Here is a 21,639-nt window from a genome sequence, read left to right as displayed (position 1 = left end):
TGAGTCTGGTGCGGTCCCTCAGGTGCCGGGCGCGCGCTGACCGCGCGCTTGGCTCCCGCGGCATAAGCCGCGCGGCGCGGTCGCGCCGTGCAGCCGGCGATGAGGCAGGGTCATCGCCGGCTGGTGGTGGTTCATCCGCTCAGGCGTCGGGCAAGGGTCAGGCGCCTTCCCGGATGGGCGATACCTCGATCTCGACGCGGCGGTTCTGGGCGCGGCCGTCGGCGGTGTCGTTGGTGGCGATGGGGCGGGTCTGGCCGGCGCCCAGCGCCTCGATGCGGTCGCGCGGCATGCCCTGGGCGATCAGCTGGCGCATCACCGCGTCGGCGCGGCGCAGCGACAGGTCGACGTTGTAGTCCGGGCGGCCGGTGGAATCGGTGTGGCCGATCACCCGTACCGTGGTCTGCGGGTTGTCGCGCAGGGTGCGGCCGACGTCCATCAGGGTGTTGCGCGCCTGCGGCGTCAGTTCGGCGGAGTCATGGGCGAAGGTGACGTTGCTCGGCAGGGTGACGACGATGCGCTCGCCCACCCGCTGCACCTCGGCGCCGGTGCCCTGCAGGTCTTCGCGCAGGCGGGTTTCCTGGGCATCCATGTAGGCGCCGATGCCGGCCCCGGCGAGGCCGCCGATGGCGGCACCGATGGCGCCGCGCTGGGCCCGGTCGCGGCCGCCGTCGCCGGTCATGGCGCCGATGGCGCCGCCGCCGGCCGCGCCGATCAGGGCGCCGGTGCCGGTGCGGTTCATGCCGCCGCCCTCGGCGCAGGCGGCCAGGGCGACCACGGCGGCAAGGACGGTGGCGGGGATGACGATGCGACGGCGCGGCATGGCGGCCTTCCTCCTTCGAGCGGATTGTGATCGAAGGTTCAACGGGAGAGGCGGGCGAGCGTTGCCGCGCCCGGCCGCGGTCAGCGCTGCGGCCGCAGCCGCCGCGCCACCAGCCCCTGCAGGCGGCCGTCGATGATGCCGAGGCCGGCGAAGATCAGCGCCATGCCGCCGAAGGCCCGCGGCTCCAGCCGCTCCCCCAGGATCAGCACGCCGAGCGCCAGGGCGCTGACCGGGATGAGGAAGGTCACCAGCGCCACGTTGGTGGCGCCCGCCGACTGCAGGATGCGGAAGTAGAGCAGATAAGCGAGCGCCGTCGACAACAGGGCGAGGCCGACCACCGCCGCCACATGCACGGCGCCGGGATCGAAGGCCCACGGCCGTTCCACCACCACCGCCGCCGGGATCAGCACCACCGAGGAAGCGCACAGCATCCCCGCCGCCGCCACCTGCACCGGCAGCCCCTTGAACCGCCGCCCGTAGAGGCCGGCGCAGGCGTAGGAGATGCCGGCCGCCAGCACCGCCAGCATGCCCCAGCCCGCCGCCGTCAGCCCGCCCAGCGCCGCCGGGCCGATCAGCACCACCACCCCGGCCAGCGCCACCACGACGCCGAGGCCCTTGGCGGCGGTCAGCTTCTCGTCGGCGGTGGCGGCATGGGCGATGAGCACGGCGAAGACCGGCGTCATGGCGTTGAGGATGGCGGCCAGGCTGCTGTCGATATGGGTCTGGCCCCAGAAGATCAGCGTGAAGGGGATGGCGTTGTTGAGCATCCCCATGACCAGGAAGGCGCCCAGCGCCGCCGCGCCGGTCGGCATGGCGTGCCCGCCCAGGCGCACCACCGCCAGCAGCACGGTCGCCGCCAGCGACACCCGGCAGGCGGCGGTGGTGAGGGGGCCGATGGCGCCGACGGCGATCTTCGAGAAGAAGAAGGCGCCGCCCCACAGGAGCGACAGCAGGATCAGCAGGCCCCAATCGCGGCCGGACATGGACATGGCGGAGGATCTCCCTGTCAGGGTGGCACGGTGGCACCGGACAGGGGCGGCGGAAAGGGCCGTTTCGGCGGCGGTCCCCCGGCCTGTCCGGCCAGGGGCGATCATTGCGGCGGTCGGGGGGCGCCGCCATCCGGCGGCTGGCGCCAAAGTGTCGGCCGGTCAGGCCGGGGCGAGGTCGGACGCTGCCCGGTGGTCGACTGCCGGGGCCAGCCGCCAGGTGCCCTTGCCGGCATGCTTGGCCTCGTACATGGCGTGGTCGGCGGCATCCAGCAGCGCCTGGGCCGGCACCGGCTGTTCCGGCTCGCGGCCGGAGGCGAGGGCGATGCCGATGGAGGCGCCGATGCTGGCCTCGCCGATGCCGAGCGCGAAGGGCGGCGTCAGCGCCGCCAGCAGCTTGTCGGCGACGGTGGCGGCGGCCTCCGGGCTGCCGCTGCCGAGGCTGACCACCACGAACTCGTCGCCGCCGACGCGGGCGACGGTGTCGCTGTCGCGCACGCAGCCGCGCAGGCGCTGCGCCACTCCCTGCAGCAGCATGTCGCCGGCCAGGTGGCCGAAGGTGTCGTTCACCGGCTTGAAGCCGTCGAGGTCGATGAACAATACCGCCAGGCCGCTGCCGTCGCGGGCGGTGCGGGCGAGAGCCTGGCCCAGGCGGTCCTGCATCAGGGCGCGGTTGGGCAGGCCGGTGAGGGCGTCGTGGGTGGCGGCCTGCTTCAGTGCCGCCGTCGCCTCCTTCTCCGCCGTGATGTCGCTGAACACCCCGACGTAGTTGGTGACGGTGCCGTCATCATCGGAAATCTGCGAGATGGTCAGGCGCTGGACGTAGAGTTCGCCGTCGGCGCGCCGGTTCCACACCTCGCCGCGCCAGTGGCCGGTCTCCTGCAGGCAGTCCCACATGCCGGAATAGAACAGGCTGTCGTGGCGGCCGGACGACAGCGCCGCCGGCGTGCGGCCGAGGATGTCGGCGGGGCCGTAGCCGGTGGTCTCGGTGAAGGCGCGGTTGACGGCGATGATGCGGGTGGCGGCATCGGTGATGCACATGGCCTCGGCGGTGGTCTGGAACACCGCCTGGGCCAGCCGCTGCTCGCGCTCGCGCGCCCGTCGCGGGCCGATGTCGCGCACGATCAGCTGCGCCGCCCGCCGCCCGCCGAAGCCCACCGGCGCCACCGAGGCCTCGGCATCCAGCGGCCGGCCGTCCAGATCCACCAGCTGGTACTCCGCCGTCGTTGCCGCCGAACCGGAGGCGAGCGCCGCCGCCACCGCCGCCGCCAGCACCGGGCCGCCCGGACCGGCGAGCAGGCTGTCGACCGGCATGCCTTCCAGGTGCTGGCGGCGGCTGCGGCCGAACAGGCGCAGGGCGCTGGGATTGGCGAAGATGACGCCGCTGTCGCCGATCAGCAGGATGGCATCGGGCGACATTTCCACCAGGGCGCGGAAGCGTTCCTCGCTTTCCCGCACCTGCCGCTCGGCGGCGTGGCGTTCCATGGCGTGACGCAGGGTGCGGGCCAGCAGGGCAGGGTCGGTGATGCCCTTGACGACGTAATCCTGGCAGCCCTGCTGGACGGCCATGACGCCAGTCTGCGGATCGTCGAGCCCGGTCATCACCACCACCGGATGGTCGGTGGCGAGCTGAAGGGCGCCGTTCACCGTCTCCAGCCCATGGGAATCGGGCAGCCCGAGGTCGGTGACCACCACATCCGGGGCGACGGCGCCCGCCATGCGGCGCGCCTCGGCCAGGCTGCGCGCCCAGTCGATGCGGATGTCCTCGCCGCTCTCGTTGACCAGTTCCTCGAACAGACGCGCGTCGGTCGCGCTGTCCTCGATCAGCAATACCCTCAGAGTCACGCCATGCCCCCGCACGCCGGCCCAGGTCGTCCCCTCCACAACCTGGAATCGTCTCACCCCGCGGAACTATCCACGGCCCCACGCGAAAGCGCAACACGCTCATTCGCCGCAGGGATGAATTATACTTCTGGCGCCTTATTGCTGTCGCCTTTCGTTCGAGGGGTCAGGTAAAATGAGGGCGGCCGCGTGGGGCGGCCAGGGAGGAGGGGCGCGGTCGGACGACCGGCGTCGGGAGTGGGGGTTATTCGAATGGACAGGGCGAGCGGCGACCTTTCGCCGGGCTCCGCAGTGCGGCCGCCGGAGCCGCCGGAACCGCCGCCGCCCGCACCGGGCGGCCCGGGTGGAACAGGCGGCGCGGGTGGCCGCGAGAGGCTGCGCCGGGGGGCGATGCTGGTCGGCGTCGCCGTGGCCTATGTGCTCAGCGCCAAGCTCGGCTTCGCCATGGCCTTCGTCGGCGGCAACGTCTCGGCGGTGTGGATTCCCTCCGGCCTCGGTGTCGCGGCCCTGCTGGTGGGCGGACTGCGGCTGTGGCCGGCGCTGTGGGCCGGCGCCTTCCTCGCCACCGCCGATACCGGCGCGCCGCTGCTGACCGCCGCCGGCATCGCCAGCGGCAACACCCTGGAATACATCGTGGCCGCCGTCGTCCTCCGCCGTCTGGCCGGGGGCGTGCCCACCTTCCGCAGCGTGCGGCAGGTGGTGGCGCTGGCGGCCGTGGCGGCGATGGCGCCGGCGGTGTCGGCGCTGCTCGGCACCGCCTCCCTGTGCCTGGGCGGCGTGGCGCCGTGGGCGATCTACTGGATCATCGTCAAGACCTGGTGGCTGGGCGACAGCGCCGGCATGCTGCTGGTGACGCCGCTGCTGGTGGCGTGGAGCCAGTCGCGCCTGCCGCTGCACGGCCAGCGCATGGGCGAACTGGCGCTGCTGGCGGCGCTGGCCGCCGCCGCCTCGGCCAGCATCTTCGGCGCCCAGCTGTGGGAGGCGGACGACCATGTCTTCGCCTACCTGATGTTCCCCTTCCTCATCTGGGCAGCGCTGCGCCATGGCATCCGCGGCGCGGCGACGGTGGTGCTGGCGGTGAACATCCCCGCCATCGTCTTCACCGCCCAGGGCATGGGCCTGTTCGCCCGCCCCGACCAGACCCAGAGCCTGCTGCTGCTGCAGGCCTTCATGACGGTGGCGGCACTGACCGCCCTGGTGACCGCCGCCGCCCTGGCCGAGCGCGATGCCGCCAGCGACCGCGCCCGCCTGCTGGGCCACGCGGTGGAGCAATCGGCGACCACCGTCATGATCACCGACCCGCAGGGCAACCTGACCTTCGTCAACCGCGCCTTCGTCGACCTCACCGGCCACCGGGCGGAGGACGTCATCGGCACCAACCCGCGCTTCCTGAAGACCGGCCACACCCACCCCGACGAATACGCCCGGCTGTGGGAGACGATCTCGTCCGGGCGCACATGGCGCGGCGAGTTCCTCAACCGCACCGCCGATGGCGGGGTGATCTGGGGGCTGGCCACCATCTCGCCGGTGCGCGACGAGGACGGCCGCATCACCCACTACATCGGCACCGAGGAAGACATCACCGCCCGCAAGGCCGGCGAGGCCCGCCTGCGCCGGGCGCTGGCCAAGGTGGAGCGGGCCAAGGCGGAACTGGAGCGGGTGGCCTATGCCGTCACCCACACCCTGCAGGAGCCCCTGCGCGGAATCGGCGGCTTCACCCAGCTGATCGAACGCCGCTACGGCGCGCAGCTGGATGCCGAAGGGCGCGGTTACCTTCAGCGGGTGGTCGAGTCCACCCACCGCATGCAGCGGCTGTTCCGCGACCTCATGGACTATGCCCTGATCGACCAGGTGCAGGAGGTCGACACGCCCGTCGATCTGGCCGCCGTGGTGCGGGCGGCGGTGGAGGCCTGCGGCGGTGCCGGGCGGGTGGAGGTCGGGCCGCTGCCGGTGGTCAGCGGCAATGCCACCCAGCTGCGGCATGTGATGACCCACCTGATCGGCAACGGCCTCACCTACCATCCGCCGGGCCGGCTGTCGCGGGTGACCGTCACCGCCGACCGCGACACCGACATGTGGAAGATCGTCATTGCCGACGACGGCATCGGCATCGCCGACGAATACCACGACCGCCTGTTCAACCTGTTCGTCCGCCTGCATACGGAGCAGGAATACCCCGGCTCCGGCGTCGGCCTCGCCTATTGCCGGCGGGTGGTCGAGCGCCACGGCGGCGCCGTCGGCCTGGAATCCGACCCCGGCCTCGGCACGCGGGTGATCCTGTGGCTGCCGGTCCCGTCCACGCCCGAGGAGATCGCTGCATGAGCCAGCCGCCGCATGTGCTGATGGTCGACGACAACCTGTTCGACGTCGAGCTGACCCGCGAGGCGCTGGTGGAGCTTGGCTTCGGCGGCTCGTTCGCCACCGTCTCCAACGGGCTGGAGGCGCTGGCCTACCTGCGCGGCGACCCGCCCTACGGCGACCGGATGCGGCCGTCGCTGGTGCTGCTCGACCTCAACATGCCGCGCCTGGACGGGCGCTCGACCCTCGCCCGCATCAAGGCGGATGCAGCGCTGTGCGACATTCCGGTGGTGATCCTGTCGACCTCGGAGTCCGAGCGCGACGTGCTCGACTGCTATCGCGGCCATGCCGCCGCCTTCATCACCAAGCCGGTGACCATGGACGACCTGATCGACAAGTTGCGGGTGGTCTGCCAGCTGTGGCTCGGCGGCGTCGCGGCGCTGCCGCACGGACCGGAGGCCGCCCCCACCGACAGCGGGGAGGTGCCGCCATGACCCCGATCCTGACCCCCACCCCGACCCTCTGGCGCTCCCTCCTGCCGACCCTGGTCCTCGGCTGCCTGCTGCTGCTGGCGACCGCCGCCGTCGCGGTGGCGGCAGGCGCCGCCCGGCCGCAGCCGGTGACGCTGCCGCCGCTGCCGCCCGGACCGCCGGTGCTCACCGTCGCCGCCGAGGGCGGGGCGCGCGCCTTCTCGGTGGCGGAGCTGGAGGCGCTCGGCCTACATGCGCTGGAGGTCGACCTGCTGTGGCAGGGGGAAAGCGACAGCTACCAGGGCGTCCTGCTGGCCGATGTGCTGCGCGTCACCGGTCTGGCGGCGGCCGAGGCGGTGGAGGTGGAGGCCCTGGACGGCTACCGCGCCGTCATCCCGCGGGCGGACATCGAGGCCTGGTCGGTGCTGCTGGCGACCCGCCGCGCCGGCCGCCCCATGTCGGTGCGCGAGAAGGGGCCGCTGCGCATTCTCTATGCCATGACGCCGGAGCAGCTGCTGGCGGCTCCCCAGATGGACACCCGCTGGGTGTGGATGGTGCGCGCCATCCGCCCCGCCACGACCGTTCCGGCCATGGCCCCGGGCAAGGAGGCGGAGCGATGAGACAGACCAACCGCCTGTACTTCCTCTCCCTGGCCGCCCTGCTGCTGACGGCGGCGCTGCTGGCCGGCGGCTACAGCACCATCGTGCTGACCGACATCGAACAGGGCCTGCCGCGGCGGGCCGAACTGGTGGCGCGCGAGGCCGGCAAGCTGGACCGCGAGGTCGCCACCCTCGACCAGGCGCTGGCGGTGGTGGTGGCCACCGGCCGCGCCACCGACGCCGCGCAGGCGCAGCTGATGGTGGATTTCGTCCACGCCCGCATCGGCACCGTCGCCAGTCTGGCGGAGACCGTGGCACCGCCCGGCACCCTTGGCATCACCACCCTGGACGCGCCGCTGGATCAGGTGGAGACGGCCCTGCACCGGCTGGTGGCCGCCGCCGAGGCCGCCGGATCGGGCGGCAGCGCCGCCACGGCCGAGCGCGAGGCGGTGGCCGAGGCCGGCCGCGCCTTCGACGCCGTGGTGCAGACCGTGCGCGACGACGCGGTCACCGCCGGCGATCTGGCCGCCGCCGCCATCGCCCGTCAGGCCGAGAAACTGTCGGCATTCCGCACGTCGGCGCTGCTGGTGCTGGGGGCGGGGGCGCTGACCCTGCTGGTGGCGCTGGGACAGCTGTACCGCCAGCACCTCACCGCCGCCGCCCTGCGCGACAGCCAGATGCGCTATCGCCGGCTGTTCGAGGACAACGGCGCCATGATGCTGGTGGTCGACCTGCAGGCGCAGCGGGTGGTGGACGCCAATGCCGCCGCCGCCGCCTTCTACGGCTGGTCGCTGGAAACCCTGCGCGGCATGCCGCTCGCCACCATCAACCCGCTGTCGGCCAGCGAGCGACGGGCGGAACTGGACCGGGCGGCGAGCGAGAACCGCCGTCACCTCTACATGCAGCACTGCCGCGCCGACGGCAGCCTCTGTGACGTGGAGGTCCATGCCGCGCCGGTCGTGGTCGACGGTCGTCCGTTGGAACTGTGCGTCGTCCACGACATCTCCGGCCGCCGCGAGGCCGAGCGCATGCTGTCGGAAACCGAGCAGCGCTACCGCAAGATCGTCGATTCCGCCACCCAGGGCTTCTGCTTCGTCGCCCCCGGCACCGGCTCCATCATCGACGTCAACCCCAGCCTCTGCCGCATGCTCGGCTATGAGCGGGAAGAGATGCTGGGCCGCCCCGCCGTCGACTTCCTCACCGGGCCGGACCGCGAGCTGCTGGTCGACCAGCTCCGGCAGGCGGCGCTGACCCAGCACCGCAGCTATGAACTGACGCTGACCCGCAAGGACGGCGGCAAGGTGCTGACCCGCTTCAACGCCACCACCCTGCGCGACGGCGCCGGGGTGATGCGCGGCTCCTACGCCTTCATCGACGACATCACGGAACAGCGCGCCTTCGAACGCCGGCTGGCGGAGAGCGAGGCCATGCTGCGCTCCATCACCGCCAACATCCCCGGCGTGCTCTACCAGTGGTACGAGCGGCCGGACGGCAGCCGCGGCTTCCATTGGGTCAGCCCGCGGTCGCTGGAAATCCTCGGCATCCCGCAGAAGGAGCTGGAGCGCGACTGGCGCGTGCTCACCATCCACCCCGAGGATGTGCCGCGCTGGCAGGCTTCGATCCGCCAGGCGGTGGAGACCAGCAGCGACTGGTCGTTCGAGGGGCGCTTCATCCTGCCCGGCGGCCGCATCATGTGGTGGCGCGGGCTGGCGCGGCCGGTGGTCACCGCCACCGAAACCCTGTTCAACGGCATCGTCTTCGACATCACCCACCAGAAGGAACTGGAAGCGGCGCTGGGCGAAAACCGTCGCCTGCTCGACCTCGCGCTGGAGGCGGGGCAGGTGGGGGTGTGGGATCTCGACCTGAAGACCGGCGCCGTGTGGTTCTCGCCGTCGTGGAAGGCCCAGCTGGGCTATGCCGACGACGAGTTCGAGAACACCATGGAGGCTTGGCGGGCGGTGATCTTCCCCGAGGATGCCGAGGCCGCCATGGCGCTGGTGGACGCCTATCTCGCCGGCCGGGCGGAGACCTTCGAGGCGCTGCAGCGCTTCCGCCACCGCGACGGCTCCACCGTCTACATCCGCACCCGCGCCCAGGCGGTGCGCGACGATGCCACCGGCGAACCCATCCGCCTGATCGGCGCCCATGTGGACCTGACGCCGCAGATCCAGGCGCAGGAGAAGCTGGCGCAGGCCGGCATCCACACGGCGCTGATCCTCGACAGCACCGCCGACGGCCTGTACGGCCTTGATCTTGCCGGCAACCTCACCTTCGCCAATGCGTCCTGCCAGCGCCTGCTCGGGTTCAGCGAGGAGGAGCTGATCGGCCGCAACATGCACCTTCTCACCCACCACACCCGTGCCGACGGCAGCCCCTATCCCGCCGACGACTGCCCGGTGTTCAAGGTGCTGCGCGACGGCAGCCGGCGCGAGCAGATGGACGAAATGCTGTGGCGCAAGGACGGCGCCGCCATGCCGGTGGAGATGAGCGCGGCGCCGATGACCGTCGACGGCCGCGTGGTCGGGGCCATCGTCAGCTTCCGCGACGTCACCGAGCGGCAGAAGTACAAGACCGAGCTGGAACGCTCCAACGCCGAACTGGAACAGTTCGCCTATGCCGCCTCCCACGACCTGCAGGAACCGCTGCGCGGGGTCACCAGCTACCTCAGCCTGCTGAAGCGCCGCCATGGCGCCGGGCTTGATCCGGCGGTGATGTCCTTTGTCGACCAGGCCATGGACAGCGCCTTGCGCATGACCACCATGATCCGCGACCTGCTGACCTATTCCCGCGTCTCCACCCGCGGGCAGCAGATGGTGCCGACCGATGCCGGCGCCTGCATCGCCATGGCCCTGGCCAACCTGCGCATCGCCATCACCGAGGCGGAGGCCGAGGTGGTGGTGGACGGCGAACTGCCGCACGTGCGCGCCGATACCGGCCAGCTGACCAGCCTGTTCCAGAACCTGATCGGCAATGCGGTGAAGTACCGCGACCGCTCCCGCCGGCCGTTCGTGCGGGTGCGGGTGGAGCCGGCGCCGGGCCGCCGCTGGAAGTTCAGCATCAGCGACAACGGCATCGGCATCGAGGCGGCCTATCTGGAGCGCATCTTCCTGCCGTTCCAGCGCCTGCACGGCCACGACCAGTACGAGGGCACGGGCATCGGCCTGGCGGTCTGCCGCAAGGTGGTGGAACGCCACGGCGGCCGCCTGACCGTCACCTCCACCCCCGGCGAAGGCTCGGTCTTCACCTTCGACCTGGAGGCGGCCGCCGCCCCCGACGAGCTGGAATGGGCCCCGGCCAAGGCCCCGGCGGAGGCGGCGGCCCCCTGACGGTTGCCGCTCCGCCGCCTCGCCCGCTTACTCGGTCGGCGCCGCCGCCCAGCGGTTGTGGGGCGGGCGGTTGCGGTAGAAGTCGATGATGTGCTGCCAGCCTTCTTCCGCCGTCTCGACGAAGCGGATGATGTCGAGGTCGTGGGGGGAGATGGTGCCGGCGTCCACCAGGGCGTCGAAGTTGACCACCTTGCGCCACCAGCTTTCGCCGAACAGCAGCACCGGCATGGGCTCGATCTTGTGGTTCTGGATCAGGGTCAGGGCCTCGAACAGCTCGTCCAGGGTGCCGAAGCCGCCGGGGAAGCAGGTCAGCGCCTCCGCCCGGATCAGGAAGTGCATCTTGCGGACGGCGAAGTAGTGGAAGTTGAACGACAGCTTGGGCGTGATGTAGCGGTTGGGCGCCTGCTCGTGCGGCAGCACGATGGACAGGCCGATGCTTTCCGCCCCGACGTCGTCGGCCCCGCGGTTGGCCGCTTCCATGATGCCGGGGCCGCCGCCGGTGACCACCACATAGCGGCGGTTGCCGCTCTGCTGGCCGTGGCTGGAGACCAGCCGCGCGAACTCCCGCGCCACGTCGTAGAAGTGGCTGGTGTCCATGACGTTGCGCGCCACCTTGAGCGCCTGCTGCGCCGCCGCGTCGTCGGGGTGGGCAGCCGCCGCCTTCTCCGCCGCCGCCAGCCGCGCCTTGGCGACCTCCGGTTCCGGGATGCGGGCGGAGCCGAACACCACCACGGTGGAGACGATATGCTCTTCCTGCAGCAGCAGTTCGGGCTTCAGCAGTTCAAGCTGCAGGCGGATCGGGCGCAGCGCCCGGTCGGTGAGGAAATCCAGGTCGGTGAAGGCAAGGCGGTAGCTGGGCGACAGGGTCTGCGGCGTCTGTTCGCGGGCGACGCTCGCCTCGTGCGACCGCTTGTCTTCGGCGGCGGAGGGGAAGCGGCTGCGGCCTTCTCGCGACATGGTGTCTCCTCGTCGGATGCTTGGGGGGCGACGACGATAGCGGCGGCAGCGCGGGGTGCCTAGCGAATATGGGGTGAACGTCCGTGCGGCGGGGTCAGATACCCTGGCCGGCTTCAACCTCTCCGGTCCGGCGCCAGACCTCTTCCAGCAAAGCGTGTAGCGGCGGCTCGACGACGCCGTGCGCTTCCAGTTCCCGCACCGTGTTGATCAGGTAATCGCGGTTGAGTCCGTTGCGGCCGACCGCCTCCATGATGATCGCCGCCGAGGCCTCGACGCCCAGGTCGCCGGCGTACTGGCGGTGGGCGGGATCGGCAACGAAGGTATAGGCGGTCACCGCCTGGCCGTCGCGCAGGCGGACGGGCAGGGTGGCTTCCACATAGGCATAGCCGCACAGTTCCCGTTCCCGCAGGTAGTCGCGCACCAGCGGCGCCTGCTCGCCGGCGACGCGGAAGGCGACGCCGGGGCACTCGCCGCCGGGGGCGAGGCCCAGCACCAGCCCCGGCCGCTCCGGCGTGCCGCGGTAGTGGGTGGAGTAGATGCAGAAGCTGCGGTGATAGCCGGCCAGGACGGCAGGCTCGGCGGCAAGGGCGGTGAAACCCGGGTTCCACATCAGGGAGCCGTAGCCGAAAACCCAGAATGCATCGCCGGTGTGCGGGGTCGGTGTGGTCATGGCGGCAGTATGGCGGACCTGCGGACGGAACGCGAGAGCCCTGCAAGTGGATCTAGGGCGGCCGGCGGCGGCAGGTCATGATGAGGCTCATGCGCGACCTCTACAGCCCCGATGCCTACGACACCGCCCACCTGCCCGACAGCTGGTGGGCCGCCTCCGCCGGCGATCCGCCGGCCGACGAGCCGCTGGCGGCCGACATCACCGCCGACGTGGCGGTGATCGGCGGCGGCTTCACCGGCCTGTCCGCCGCCCTGCACCTTGCCCGCGACTTTGGCCGCCGGGTGGTGGTGCTGGAGGCCGGGCCGCTCGGCTGGGGCGCCTCCGGCCGCAACGGCGGCTTCTGCTGCACCGGCGCCTCCAAGCTGGGGTGGGAGGCGCTGACCCGCCGCTACGGTGCCGAGTCCGCCGCCGCCTTCTTCCGCGCCCAGTGGGACGGCGTCGGGCTGGTGCGGCAACTGGCGGCGGAGGAAGGGCTCGACATTGAGGCGCAGGGCCGGGGGGAGATGCTGCTCGCCCACAAGCCCAACCGCCTGAAGGAGCTGGAGGCCGAACAGGCCGACCTGCGGCGCCGCTTCGGCCAGGAGACGGACCTGGTGGACGTCGCCGGGCTGGCGGCCCGCGGCATGGCCGGGCCGCACTTCCATGGCGGGCTGTTCGTGCCCGGCCCCTTCGGCGTCCATCCCCTGCGCTACACCTGGAGCCTCGCGCGGGCGGCGCGGCGGCACGGGGCGGCGGTGCACGGCCGCAGCCCGGTGCGGGCGATCGAGGACGCCGGCGCCGCCGGCCTGCGGCTGGTGACGCCGCACGGGCGGGTGACGGCGGCGCGGGTGCTGATCGCCACCAACGGCTATACCCGCGACGGCCTGCATCCCGGCCTCGCCGGGCGCACCCTGCCGGTGCTGTCGAGCATCCTGGTCACGCGGCCGCTGACGGCCGACGAGCTGGCGGCGCAGGGCTGGCACAGCGGCGATCTGGCCGCCGACACCCGCCGCCTGCTGCACTATTTCCGCCTGCTGCCCGACGGCCGCTTCCTGTTCGGCGGTCGCGGCGGCACGCGCACCGGCGCGGGGGTCGAGGTCATGCATCGGCGGTTGGAGCGGGCCTTCCGCGCCATGTTCCCGGCGTGGCAGGCGGTGACGGTGACCCATCGGTGGAACGGCTTCGTCTGCCTCGCCCTCGACCTGCATCCGCATCTGGCGGAGGTGCGGGGCGAGGGGCGGCTGACCTGCGCCCTGGCCTACCACGGCGCCGGCGTCTCCACCGCCACCTGGACCGGCCGGGCGGCGGCGGCGCGGATGGCCGGGCGGCCGCTGCATTACGGGCCGGTGCCGGACTTCATCCAGAGGCCGCCGCCGCGCTTTCCGCTGCCGGGCCTGCGGCTGTGGGGGCTGCGGGCGGCCTATCTGCGCTACGGCCTCAGCGACGAGTGGCTTTAGGCTGTCAGTCGATGATGTCCGGCTTGCGGGTCGGCAGCACCATGGCTTCCTGCACGGCGTCTTCCGGGCGGTCCTCGCAGCTTTTGACCCAGATGTCGTAAACCGGGTGCTCCAGCCCGGTGAGGGAGGGGCTGGAGGCGAACATCCAGCCGCTGTAGATCGGCGCGTCCGGCCCGTCGCCGATTTTTGGCACCGTCTCCCCCCACGAGCTTTCGTCGCGGATTTCCAGGAAGGCGGCCTCGTGCGGGGTGGTGGAGACGGGGGTGATGCGGCAGGCCTGCACCGTCACGTGCAGGCCGTAGAAGCGGGTGGTGTCGCCGACCCGCACGGTCATTTCGCTGATGCGGCCCATCTGCTTGTCGAGGGCGCGCAGCACGGCGGTGTTGGTGTCGACGAACTCCTCCTCCGCCTCGATGGCCGACTGGGCGGCGGCCGGGGCGGCGGCGAGCAGGCCGGCGGCCAGGGTGACGGTTACGGCGGTGGTGGCGGTGACGGTGACGGCGGCGGCGGAACGGCGGTATCGGGCCATGGCGATCATCCTCCTGTCCTTACCTACGCCCGTCCCGGGGCCGGCGCTTCATCGGATCGTGACGGATCACCCCCTTTGACGGCGGCGCCATTGCTCGTAAGATGCGCCCACGCTTCTGAAAGGCCCACCGTTCCATGCGCGTCATCCTCGCCGACGACCACTCCATCATCCGCGCCGCCCTGCGGGCCGTGGTCACCGACATCGACCCCGCCATCACCATCACCGAGACCGCCTCGTTCGACGATCTGGAAGCGGTGCTGGAAACCCTGCCGGCGCAGCCCGCCGATCTGGTGGTGCTGGACCTGCGCATGCCGGGATTCCGCGGGCCGGAGCAGATCCGGGCGCTGGTGGAGCGGGTGGCGCCGTGCCCGGTCGCCATCTTCTCCATGAGCGAGGAACCGGAGGAAATGCGGGCCATGCTGGCGCTGGGCGTGCGCGCCTTCATCCCCAAGTCGACGCAGCATGCGGTGCTGGGCGGCGTGCTGCGCATCGTGCTGGCGGGCGGAACCTATGTGCCGCCGGTGCTGGGCTTCGGCGGCGGGGCCGGGTTCGGCGCCGCGCCGGTTGCGGTGCCGCCGCCGGCGACCTCCGGCCGGCGCAGCAACGGCGCTGCCGCCGCCGGTGGCGAGACGGCCGGCTGCGAGCCGCTGCCGCCGGCCATCGCCTCGCTCACCCGCCGTCAGCGCGAGGTGATGGAACTGCTGGCCGAGGGCTTGTCCAACGCCGAAATCTGCGAGCGTATGGACCTCAACCTGTCCACCGTGAAGGCGCATGTGTCCGGCGTGCTGCGGGCGCTGGGCGTCGACAGCCGCACCCAGGCGGCCCTACGCATCCGCGAGGTGCTCGGCCGGCGCTGAGGCGGCCGGGCAGTCGATGGTGAAGGTGGAGCCGCGCCCCGGCACCGACTTCACCGTCACCCGGTGGTGCAGCAGGCGGCACAGGCGGTCGACGATGGCAAGGCCGAGGCCGAGGCCCTCGCTGCGGTCGTGCGCCGTCTCCCCCACCTGCACGAATTCCTGGAAGATGCGGGCCTGATCGGCGGCGGCGATGCCGACGCCCGAGTCCACCACCTGCAGCCACACCCGGCCGCCGCGCCGCCGGGCGCCCAGCACCAGCCCGCCGGTGCGGGTGTAGCGCAGGGCATTGCCGACCAGATTGCGCAGCACACGCTCCAGCAGCAGCGGGTCGCTGTTCACCCACAGGTCGGGCGCCACCACGTTCAGCCGCAGGTCGCGGTCGAGCGCCTGAGGTCCGAACTCCGCCGCCAGCCCGTGCAGCAGCGGTGCCACCGCCACCGGCTGAAGGGCAGGGCGGATGGTGCCAGCCTCCAGCTTCGAGACCTCCAGCACCGACTGCACCAGATGGCGCAGGGAATCCTGCGTCCGCCGCAGGTCGGTCATCACGCTGCGGCCGCGCGGCGTCAGCGCCTCGCCCTCCAGCAGGCCGGTGAACATCTCCGCCGCCTGCAGCGGCTGCAGCATGTCGTGGCCGGCGGCGGCGAGGAAGCGGGACTTGCTGCGGTTGGCCTTCTCCGCCTCCGCCTTGGCGTCGGCCAGCTCGCGGGTGCGGGCCAGCACGCGGGCTTCCAGTTCCTCGTTGGCGCGGCGGAGGGAGGCGGACATGCGGTCGATGTGGCCGAACTGGCTGCGGATGCGCCCCACCATGGGGCGGAAGATGAGCATGGCCTCCAGCAGCAGGGTGAGCAGCGTCAGCGTCACCACGGTGAATTCCATGCGCCGCAGGGTGGCGAGCGCCGCCTCGCCGTCGATCTGATACTGGTGGACGATCTTGTCCAGGCTGTCGAGCAGCGGCCCCGGTCCCTCCGCCAGTACGTGCCGTACCGCCGGGTGGTCGGGACCGATACTTTCGGCCGGGGCATCGGCGACGAGGCGGGCGGCGGCGGTGTAGCGCTCCACCCGCTCGTGCAGCGACGGACTGCCGCCGAAGTACAGTCCCTCCACCTGCGGGCTGGTGGGGCCGGGCACGTCCAGGGCGGCGCTGCCGAAGGCGAGGGCGCGGTGGGCGGTATCGAACAGGGCGATGGACTCGCGCAGGGCCTCGACGCAGGTGCTGCGGCGGTCGTCGCAGGTATCGTGCGACAGCTTCTCGACATAGAGCGCGATGCGCTGGCTGAGCATGCGCTGGCGGCCGGAGATGTTGACCACCGCCAGGGTGCGGTCGTGTGCCGCCACCAGGGCCTGGAAGGCGCCGAGTCCCGCCACGGCCAGCATGGCGACGGCGGCCAGCGCCATCACGTAGCGGCGCGTCATCCAGCCCGTCGGTCGAGCCAAAGGTACCGTAGCGGTTTTATCGGGAATAGGGCTGCCAGCGTCCGTCATGTCGTTTCGAACCCTATGGTTTCCGCGGATGATGCGTATGCACCCGCTCGTGCGCTTGATCTTTAGTATCCGACTAGCCGCGTGGATATTATACCTTAGCGTTTCCCTCAGTTGATATAGGGTTTCTTTGGTCGTACAAAGGTATCAACAACCTGCCGGGCCGGAGCCCTCCCATGTCCGCAACCAGTACCATCGTATCAACCTCCGCCATGACCCGCCGCGGCCTGTTCCGCCGGCTGGGCCGGGCGCAGACGGTTGAGGCGGTGCGTCCGCCGCATGCCGCCGGCGAGGCCGAGTTCCTCGCCGCCTGCGACCGCTGCGGCGACTGCGTGGCGGCCTGCGCGAGCGGCATCATTGTCATGTCCGGCGGCTACCCGGAAGTCACTTTCTCGCACGCTGGTTGCGACCTGTGCGGCGACTGCGCGCGGGCCTGCCCGACGGCGGCCCTGGATGCCGCCCGCCCGGCCGGTGCCGCGTGGTCGCACGCCATCGCCATCGGCGACGGCTGCCTCAGTGCCCAGGGGGTGCTGTGCCGGGTGTGCGGCGAGCACTGCGAGGCCGGCGCCATCCGCTTCCGCCCGGCGGTCGGCGGCCGCAGCCGGCCCGAGCTTGATGCCGCCGCCTGCACCGGCTGCGGCGCCTGCGTGGCGCCGTGCCCGGCCGGTGCCGTCGCCGTCACTTTCGCCTGACTGGCCTTTGGAGGGGTTCGCGATCATGCGGACGGGACGCTTTGAACGCATCGACCACACCGCCGCGCCGGCGCCCGCCGACCCGGCCCTGGTCAACATCTGCGGCGTGCTGCTGCACGCCCTGCCGCAGGCCGCCGATGCGGTGGCGGCACGGCTGGACCACACCGTCGGCTGCGAGGTCCACGCCCGCACCGCCGACGGCCGCATCGTCGTGGTGATCGAGGATACTGCCGAGGCATCGGCCCTCGACCGCATGCGCGACTTCACGCAATGGGACGGGGTGGCGGCGTCCTCCCTCGTCTTCCACCAGTTCGAGGACGCGGAAGCCCTGGAAGGGGAGATCGAGGCATGAGCATCACCCGTCGCACGTTCGTCAAGGCCAACGCCGCCGCCGCCACGGCCGCGGCCGCCGGCATCTCGCTGCCCGCCATGACCGCCGCCGCCGCCGCTCCCGGCGCCGACGGCATTGCCTGGGACAAGGGCGTCTGCCGCTTCTGCGGCACCGGCTGCGGCGTGCTGATCGGCACCAAGGAAGGCCGCGTCGTCGCCACCCAGGGCGACCCCGATGCGCCGGTCAACCGCGGCCTCAACTGCATCAAGGGCTACTTCCTGTCCAAGATCATGTACGGCAAGGACCGTCTGACGACGCCCATGCTGCGCATGAAGAACGGCCGCTTCGACAAGGAAGGCGATTTCGCCCCCATCACCTGGGACCAGGCCTTCGACATCATGGCCGAGAAGTGGAAGGCCACCCTGAAGGAAAAGGGCCCGACCGCCATCGGCATGTTCGGCTCCGGCCAGTGGACCATCTGGGAGGGCTATGCCGCCTCCAAGCTGATGAAGGCCGGCTTCCGCTCCAATAACCTGGACCCCAACGCCCGCCACTGCATGGCCTCGGCCGTCGCCGGCTTCATGCGCACCTTCGGCATCGACGAGCCGATGGGCTGCTACGACGACCTGGAGCACGCCGACGCCTTCGTGCTGTGGGGCTCCAACATGGCGGAGATGCACCCCATCCTGTGGTCGCGCCTGACCGACCGCCGCCTGACCCACGAAGGCTGCAAGGTCGCCGTGCTGTCGACCTTCGAGCACCGCTGCTATGAACTGGCCGACCTCGGCATCCTGTTCACGCCGCAGTCGGACCTGGCGATCCTCAACTTCATCGCCAACCACATCATCCAGAGCGGCCGGGTGAACGAGGCCTTCGTCAGCGCCCACACCAAGTTCAAGAAGGGCGCGACGGACATCGGCTACGGCCTGCGCCCGGAACACCCGCTGGAGCAGAAGGCCGCCAACGCCAAGACGCCCGACGCCGCCGAAGACTGCGACTTCGAGGCCTACAAGGCGATGGTCGCCGAATACACGGTGGAAAAGGCGAGCCAGATTTCCGGCGTGCCCAAGGCGCAGCTGATCGAACTGGCGGAGCTTTATGCCGACCCCAAGGTGAAGGTCGTGTCCTACTGGACCATGGGCTTCAACCAGCACACCCGCGGCACCTGGGCCAACAACCTCGTCTACAACATCCACCTGCTGACCGGGAAGATCTCCGAGCCCGGCAACGGCCCGTTCTCGCTGACCGGCCAGCCCTCGGCCTGCGGCACGGCGCGCGAGGTGGGCACCTTCGCCCATCGCCTGCCGGCCGACATGGTGGTCATGAACCCCGACCACCGCGCCAAGACCGAAAAGCTGTGGCAGGTGCCGGAAGGGACCATCCCCGACAAGCCCGGCTACCACGCCGTGCTGCAGCACCGCATGCTGAAGGACGGCAAGCTGAACTGCTACTGGGTGCAGTGCACCAACAACATGCAGGCGGCGCCGAACCTCAACGAGGAAAGCTATCCCGGCTACCGCAACCCGGCCAACTTCATCGTCGTGTCGGACCCCTACCCGACGGTGACGGCGCTGGCCGCCGACCTCATCCTGCCGACTGCCATGTGGGCGGAGAAGGAAGGCGCCTACGGCAACGCCGAACGCCGCACCCAGTTCTGGCGCCAGCAAGTGCAGGCGCCCGGCCAGGCGCGGTCGGACCTGTGGCAGCTGATGGAATTCGCCAAGCGCTTCACCATCGAAGAAGTGTGGCCGGAAGAGCTGCTGGCCAAGGCGCCGCAGTACCGCGGCAAGACCATGTTCGACGTGCTCTACGGCAACGGCAAGGTCAACGCCTACCCGCTGTCCGACCTGCCGGAGGGCCAGCTGAACGACGAAAGCCGCGCCTTCGGGTTCTACGTGCAGAAGGGCCTGTTCGAGGAATACGCCGCCTTCGGCCGCGGCAAGGCCCACGACCTGGCGGACTTCGAGCTGTACCACAAGTCGCGCGGCCTGCGCTGGCCGGTGGTGGACAACCAGGAAACCCTGTGGCGCTTCCGCGAAGGCTATGACTCCTACGTCAAGGCCGGCGAGGGCGTGAACTTCTACGGCCAGAAGGACGGCCGCGCGGTGATCTGGGCGCTGCCCTACGAGCCGCCGGCGGAAAGCCCGGACAAGGACTATGACCTGTGGCTGGTCACCGGCCGCGTGCTGGAACACTGGCATTCCGGCTCCATGACCCGCCGGGTGCCGGAACTGCACAAGTCGTTCCCCAACGCCGTGGTGTTCATGCACCCCGTCGACGCCCGCGACCGCGGCCTGCGGCGCGGCCAGACGGTGAAGCTGGAAACCCGCCGCGGCGAGGTGCTGACCACCGTCGAAACCCGTGGCCGGAACAAGCCGCCGCAGGGCGTGGTGTTCATCCCCTGGTTCGACGAAAGCCAGCTGGTGAACAAGCTGACCCTGGACGCCACCTGCCCGATCTCGAAAGAGACCGACTACAAGAAGGCGGCGTGCCGCGTGGTCAAGGCCTGACGGCCATCACTAGGTGACGGACGGCGCGCCCCGGAAACCGGCCGCCGTCCGCCCCCTCCGCTGAGGGGTTTGGGACGATGACATCCGACGTCAGCAAGACAGGCAAGCAGGGACCAAGCCGGCGCGACATGCTCACCGGCGCCGCCAGGGCGTGTGGCGCGGCCTGTGTCATGGCGCTCGGCCTGGCGGCGGTGGCGGGGGCGCAGAAGGGCGCCGTCGCGGCCACCGCCCTGCGTCCGCCCGGCGCCCTGCCGGAGGAGGATTTCCTCTCCGCCTGCGTGCGCTGCGGGCTGTGCGTGCGGGATTGCCCTTACGACACGCTGGTGCTGTCGGGCCTCGGTGGTCCGGCGCCGGTCGGCACCCCCTACTTCAACGCCCGCGCGGTGCCGTGCGAGATGTGCGACGACATCCCCTGCGTGAAGGCCTGCCCGACCGGGGCCCTCGACCCGGCGCTGACCGACATCGACGACGCCCGCATGGGCACGGCGGTGCTGATCGGCCGCGACACCTGCCTCAACCTGCTCGGCCTGCGCTGCGACGTCTGCTACCGCGTCTGTCCGCTCATCGACCAGGCGATCCGGCTGGAGATGCGCCCCAACACCCGCACCGGCAAGCACGCGGTGTTCGAGCCGGTGGTCGATCCCGCCGTCTGCACCGGCTGCGGCAAGTGCGAACAGGCCTGCGTGCTGCCCGACGAGGCCGCCATCAAGGTCTTCCCCACCGCCCAGGCGCGCGCCAGCTCGGCTGACCACTACCGCCTCGGCTGGGAGGAAAAGCGCCGGCAGGGCGAGGCGCTGATCCAGGACACCATCGACCTGCCGGACCGCGGCTATGACCCGGTCACCGTCCTGCCGACGGAAGACGGCGGTCTGAAAGGGTTCAAGCCATGACCGCGCAGCCCATCCGCACCGTCGTCGGCAAGGATGCCCCGGCCGTGCTCGCCGTCGCCGCCAAGGGGCGGCTGGCGGCCCACAAGTGGCTGATCCTGCGGCGCCTGAGCCAGCTTGCCGCCCTCGGCCTGTTCCTCTCCGGCCCGCTGGTCGGGGTGTGGGTGATGAAGGGGACGCTGGCGTCGAGCAGCCTGTTCGGCGTCGTGCCCTTCACCGATCCGCTGGTGTTCGTGCAGTCCCTGGCCACCGGCCACGGCCTTGCCGCCACCGCCTGGATCGGCGCCGCCCTGCTGGTGGCGCTCTACGCCCTGGTCGGCGGCCGTGCCTTCTGTTCCTGGGTGTGCCCGGTCAACGTGCTGACCGATGCCGCCCACCGCGCCCGCATCCGCCTCGGCCTCAAGGGCGGGGTGGCGATCAGCCGCAACGCCCGCTGGTGGGTGCTGGCGGCGGCGGTGGCGGTTTCCGCCGTCACCGGCGTCATCGCCTGGGAGGCGGTGAACCCGGTCACCCTGCTGCACCGCGAGCTGGTGTTCGGCATCGTCTTCGCCGGCTCGCTGGCGTGGACGCTGGTGCTCGGCATCGTGCTGTTCGACATCTTCGTCGCCAACCGCGGCTGGTGCGGCCACCTGTGCCCCATGGGCGCCGCCTACGGCCTGATCGGGCGCCTCAGCCTGACCCGCGTTTCGGCCCGCAACCGCGCCGCCTGCGACCAGTGCCTGGCCTGCTACCACGTCTGCCCGGAGCCGCAGGTGCTGACCCCGGCGCTGAAGGGCGGCGCGACCGACACGCCTGTCATCACCGACGGCGAATGCACCAACTGCGGCCGCTGCATCGACGTCTGCCACCGCCATGTCTTCGCCTTCACCCATCGCTTCGACCGCTCGACGGCCGCCGCCCCTGCCGCTGCGCCCGAGCCGTCCGCCCACGCTTCACAGGGGAGTGTCTGA

18 protein-coding genes are annotated in these 21,639 nt (G+C 71.3%); 11 read left to right on the top strand and 7 right to left on the bottom strand.

Translation table 11 applies throughout. The features are described 5' to 3' along the window. Positions 1-157 precede the first annotated feature (157 nt). From ABD056_RS04310 to ABD056_RS04300, 3 genes are all read right to left on the bottom strand, one after another. Entirely contained in the window at positions 158-820 is a 663-nt protein-coding gene (locus ABD056_RS04310) for a YiaD family glycine zipper/OmpA-like lipoprotein (protein WP_343864754.1), read from the bottom strand. 80 nt (positions 821-900) lie between these two features. Beyond that, entirely contained in the window at positions 901-1,809 is a 909-nt protein-coding gene (locus ABD056_RS04305) for a DMT family transporter (RefSeq protein ID WP_343864753.1), read from the bottom strand. A gap of 159 nt (positions 1,810-1,968) precedes the next feature. Next, a complete protein-coding gene (locus tag ABD056_RS04300) occupies positions 1,969-3,651 on the bottom strand; it encodes a diguanylate cyclase domain-containing protein (protein ID WP_343864751.1) in 1,683 nt (560 codons plus the stop codon). Between the two features lie 387 nt (positions 3,652-4,038). Between ABD056_RS04300 and ABD056_RS04295 the strand changes: the two genes are divergently transcribed. Genes ABD056_RS04295 through ABD056_RS04280 form a run of 4 tightly spaced genes read left to right on the top strand, consistent with a single transcriptional unit; the run spans position 4,039 to position 10,341 of the window. Next, a complete protein-coding gene (locus tag ABD056_RS04295; protein ID WP_343864749.1) occupies positions 4,039-5,970 on the top strand; it encodes an MASE1 domain-containing protein in 1,932 nt (643 codons plus the stop codon). Further along, positions 5,967-6,440 (top strand): response regulator, encoded by a 474-nt coding sequence (locus tag ABD056_RS04290; RefSeq protein WP_343864747.1) that lies wholly within the window; start codon positions 5,967-5,969, stop codon positions 6,438-6,440. The genes ABD056_RS04295 and ABD056_RS04290 overlap by 4 nt, the downstream gene beginning before the upstream one ends. After that, positions 6,437-7,036, top strand: coding sequence for a molybdopterin-dependent oxidoreductase (locus ABD056_RS04285; RefSeq protein ID WP_343864745.1), 600 nt, complete (start codon positions 6,437-6,439; stop codon positions 7,034-7,036). Before ABD056_RS04290 ends, ABD056_RS04285 begins: the two co-directional genes overlap by 4 nt. After that, entirely contained in the window at positions 7,033-10,341 is a 3,309-nt protein-coding gene (locus ABD056_RS04280; RefSeq protein WP_343864743.1) for a PAS domain S-box protein, read from the top strand. The genes ABD056_RS04285 and ABD056_RS04280 overlap by 4 nt, the downstream gene beginning before the upstream one ends. A 27-nt stretch (positions 10,342-10,368) precedes the next feature. Here ABD056_RS04280 and ABD056_RS04275 read toward each other — a convergent pair whose 3' ends face one another. After that, positions 10,369-11,298, bottom strand: a complete 930-nt coding sequence (locus ABD056_RS04275) for an LOG family protein (RefSeq protein WP_343864742.1) — start codon at positions 11,296-11,298, stop codon at positions 10,369-10,371. A 94-nt stretch (positions 11,299-11,392) separates the two neighbouring features. Then, complete coding sequence (locus ABD056_RS04270; RefSeq protein ID WP_343864740.1) at positions 11,393-11,968, bottom strand: gamma-glutamylcyclotransferase; 576 nt, start codon at positions 11,966-11,968, stop codon at positions 11,393-11,395. A 77-nt stretch (positions 11,969-12,045) separates the two neighbouring features. Between ABD056_RS04270 and ABD056_RS04265 the strand changes: the two genes are divergently transcribed. Next, entirely contained in the window at positions 12,046-13,404 is a 1,359-nt protein-coding gene (locus ABD056_RS04265; RefSeq protein ID WP_343864739.1) for an NAD(P)/FAD-dependent oxidoreductase, read from the top strand. A gap of 4 nt (positions 13,405-13,408) precedes the next feature. Here ABD056_RS04265 and ABD056_RS04260 read toward each other — a convergent pair whose 3' ends face one another. After that, entirely contained in the window at positions 13,409-13,933 is a 525-nt protein-coding gene (locus ABD056_RS04260; protein WP_343864737.1) for a DUF2155 domain-containing protein, read from the bottom strand. Positions 13,934-14,067: 134 nt separating this feature from the next. Between ABD056_RS04260 and ABD056_RS04255 the strand changes: the two genes are divergently transcribed. Beyond that, positions 14,068-14,790 (top strand): response regulator, encoded by a 723-nt coding sequence (locus tag ABD056_RS04255; protein WP_343864736.1) that lies wholly within the window; start codon positions 14,068-14,070, stop codon positions 14,788-14,790. Here the strand turns inward: ABD056_RS04255 and ABD056_RS04250 are convergent. Further along, positions 14,758-16,203: an ATP-binding protein gene (locus tag ABD056_RS04250; protein WP_343864734.1), complete on the bottom strand. Its 1,446-nt coding sequence runs from the start codon at positions 16,201-16,203 to the stop codon at positions 14,758-14,760. The two genes, ABD056_RS04255 and ABD056_RS04250, sit on opposite strands and share 33 nt — an antisense overlap. A 242-nt stretch (positions 16,204-16,445) precedes the next feature. Here ABD056_RS04250 and napF point away from each other — a divergent pair, with 242 nt between their 5' ends. The 5 genes from napF to napH all read left to right on the top strand — a co-directional run bounded on the left by napF (position 16,446) and on the right by napH (position 21,639). Next, positions 16,446-16,961: a ferredoxin-type protein NapF gene (gene napF / locus ABD056_RS04245; protein WP_343864732.1), complete on the top strand. Its 516-nt coding sequence runs from the start codon at positions 16,446-16,448 to the stop codon at positions 16,959-16,961. A gap of 25 nt (positions 16,962-16,986) precedes the next feature. Then, on the top strand, positions 16,987-17,313 hold the full coding sequence (locus ABD056_RS04240; protein WP_343864730.1) for a chaperone NapD: 327 nt from the start codon (positions 16,987-16,989) through the stop codon (positions 17,311-17,313). Continuing rightward, a complete protein-coding gene (gene napA / locus ABD056_RS04235) occupies positions 17,310-19,802 on the top strand; it encodes a nitrate reductase catalytic subunit NapA (RefSeq protein ID WP_343864728.1) in 2,493 nt (830 codons plus the stop codon). Before ABD056_RS04240 ends, napA begins: the two co-directional genes overlap by 4 nt. 77 nt (positions 19,803-19,879) lie before the next feature. After that, positions 19,880-20,692 carry a ferredoxin-type protein NapG gene (gene napG, locus ABD056_RS04230; protein ID WP_343864726.1) on the top strand — a complete coding sequence of 271 codons (813 nt, stop codon included), beginning with the start codon at positions 19,880-19,882 and terminating at the stop codon, positions 20,690-20,692. After that, a complete protein-coding gene (napH, locus tag ABD056_RS04225; protein ID WP_343864724.1) occupies positions 20,689-21,639 on the top strand; it encodes a quinol dehydrogenase ferredoxin subunit NapH in 951 nt (316 codons plus the stop codon). Before napG ends, napH begins: the two co-directional genes overlap by 4 nt.

Origin of the sequence: Caenispirillum bisanense (genome assembly GCF_039523075.1) — a bacterium.
GTDB lineage: Bacteria > Pseudomonadota > Alphaproteobacteria > Rhodospirillales > Rhodospirillaceae > Caenispirillum > Caenispirillum bisanense.
The sequence above is the reverse complement of the archived record's forward strand: the minus strand, read 5'-3'. Positions and strand labels throughout refer to the sequence as shown.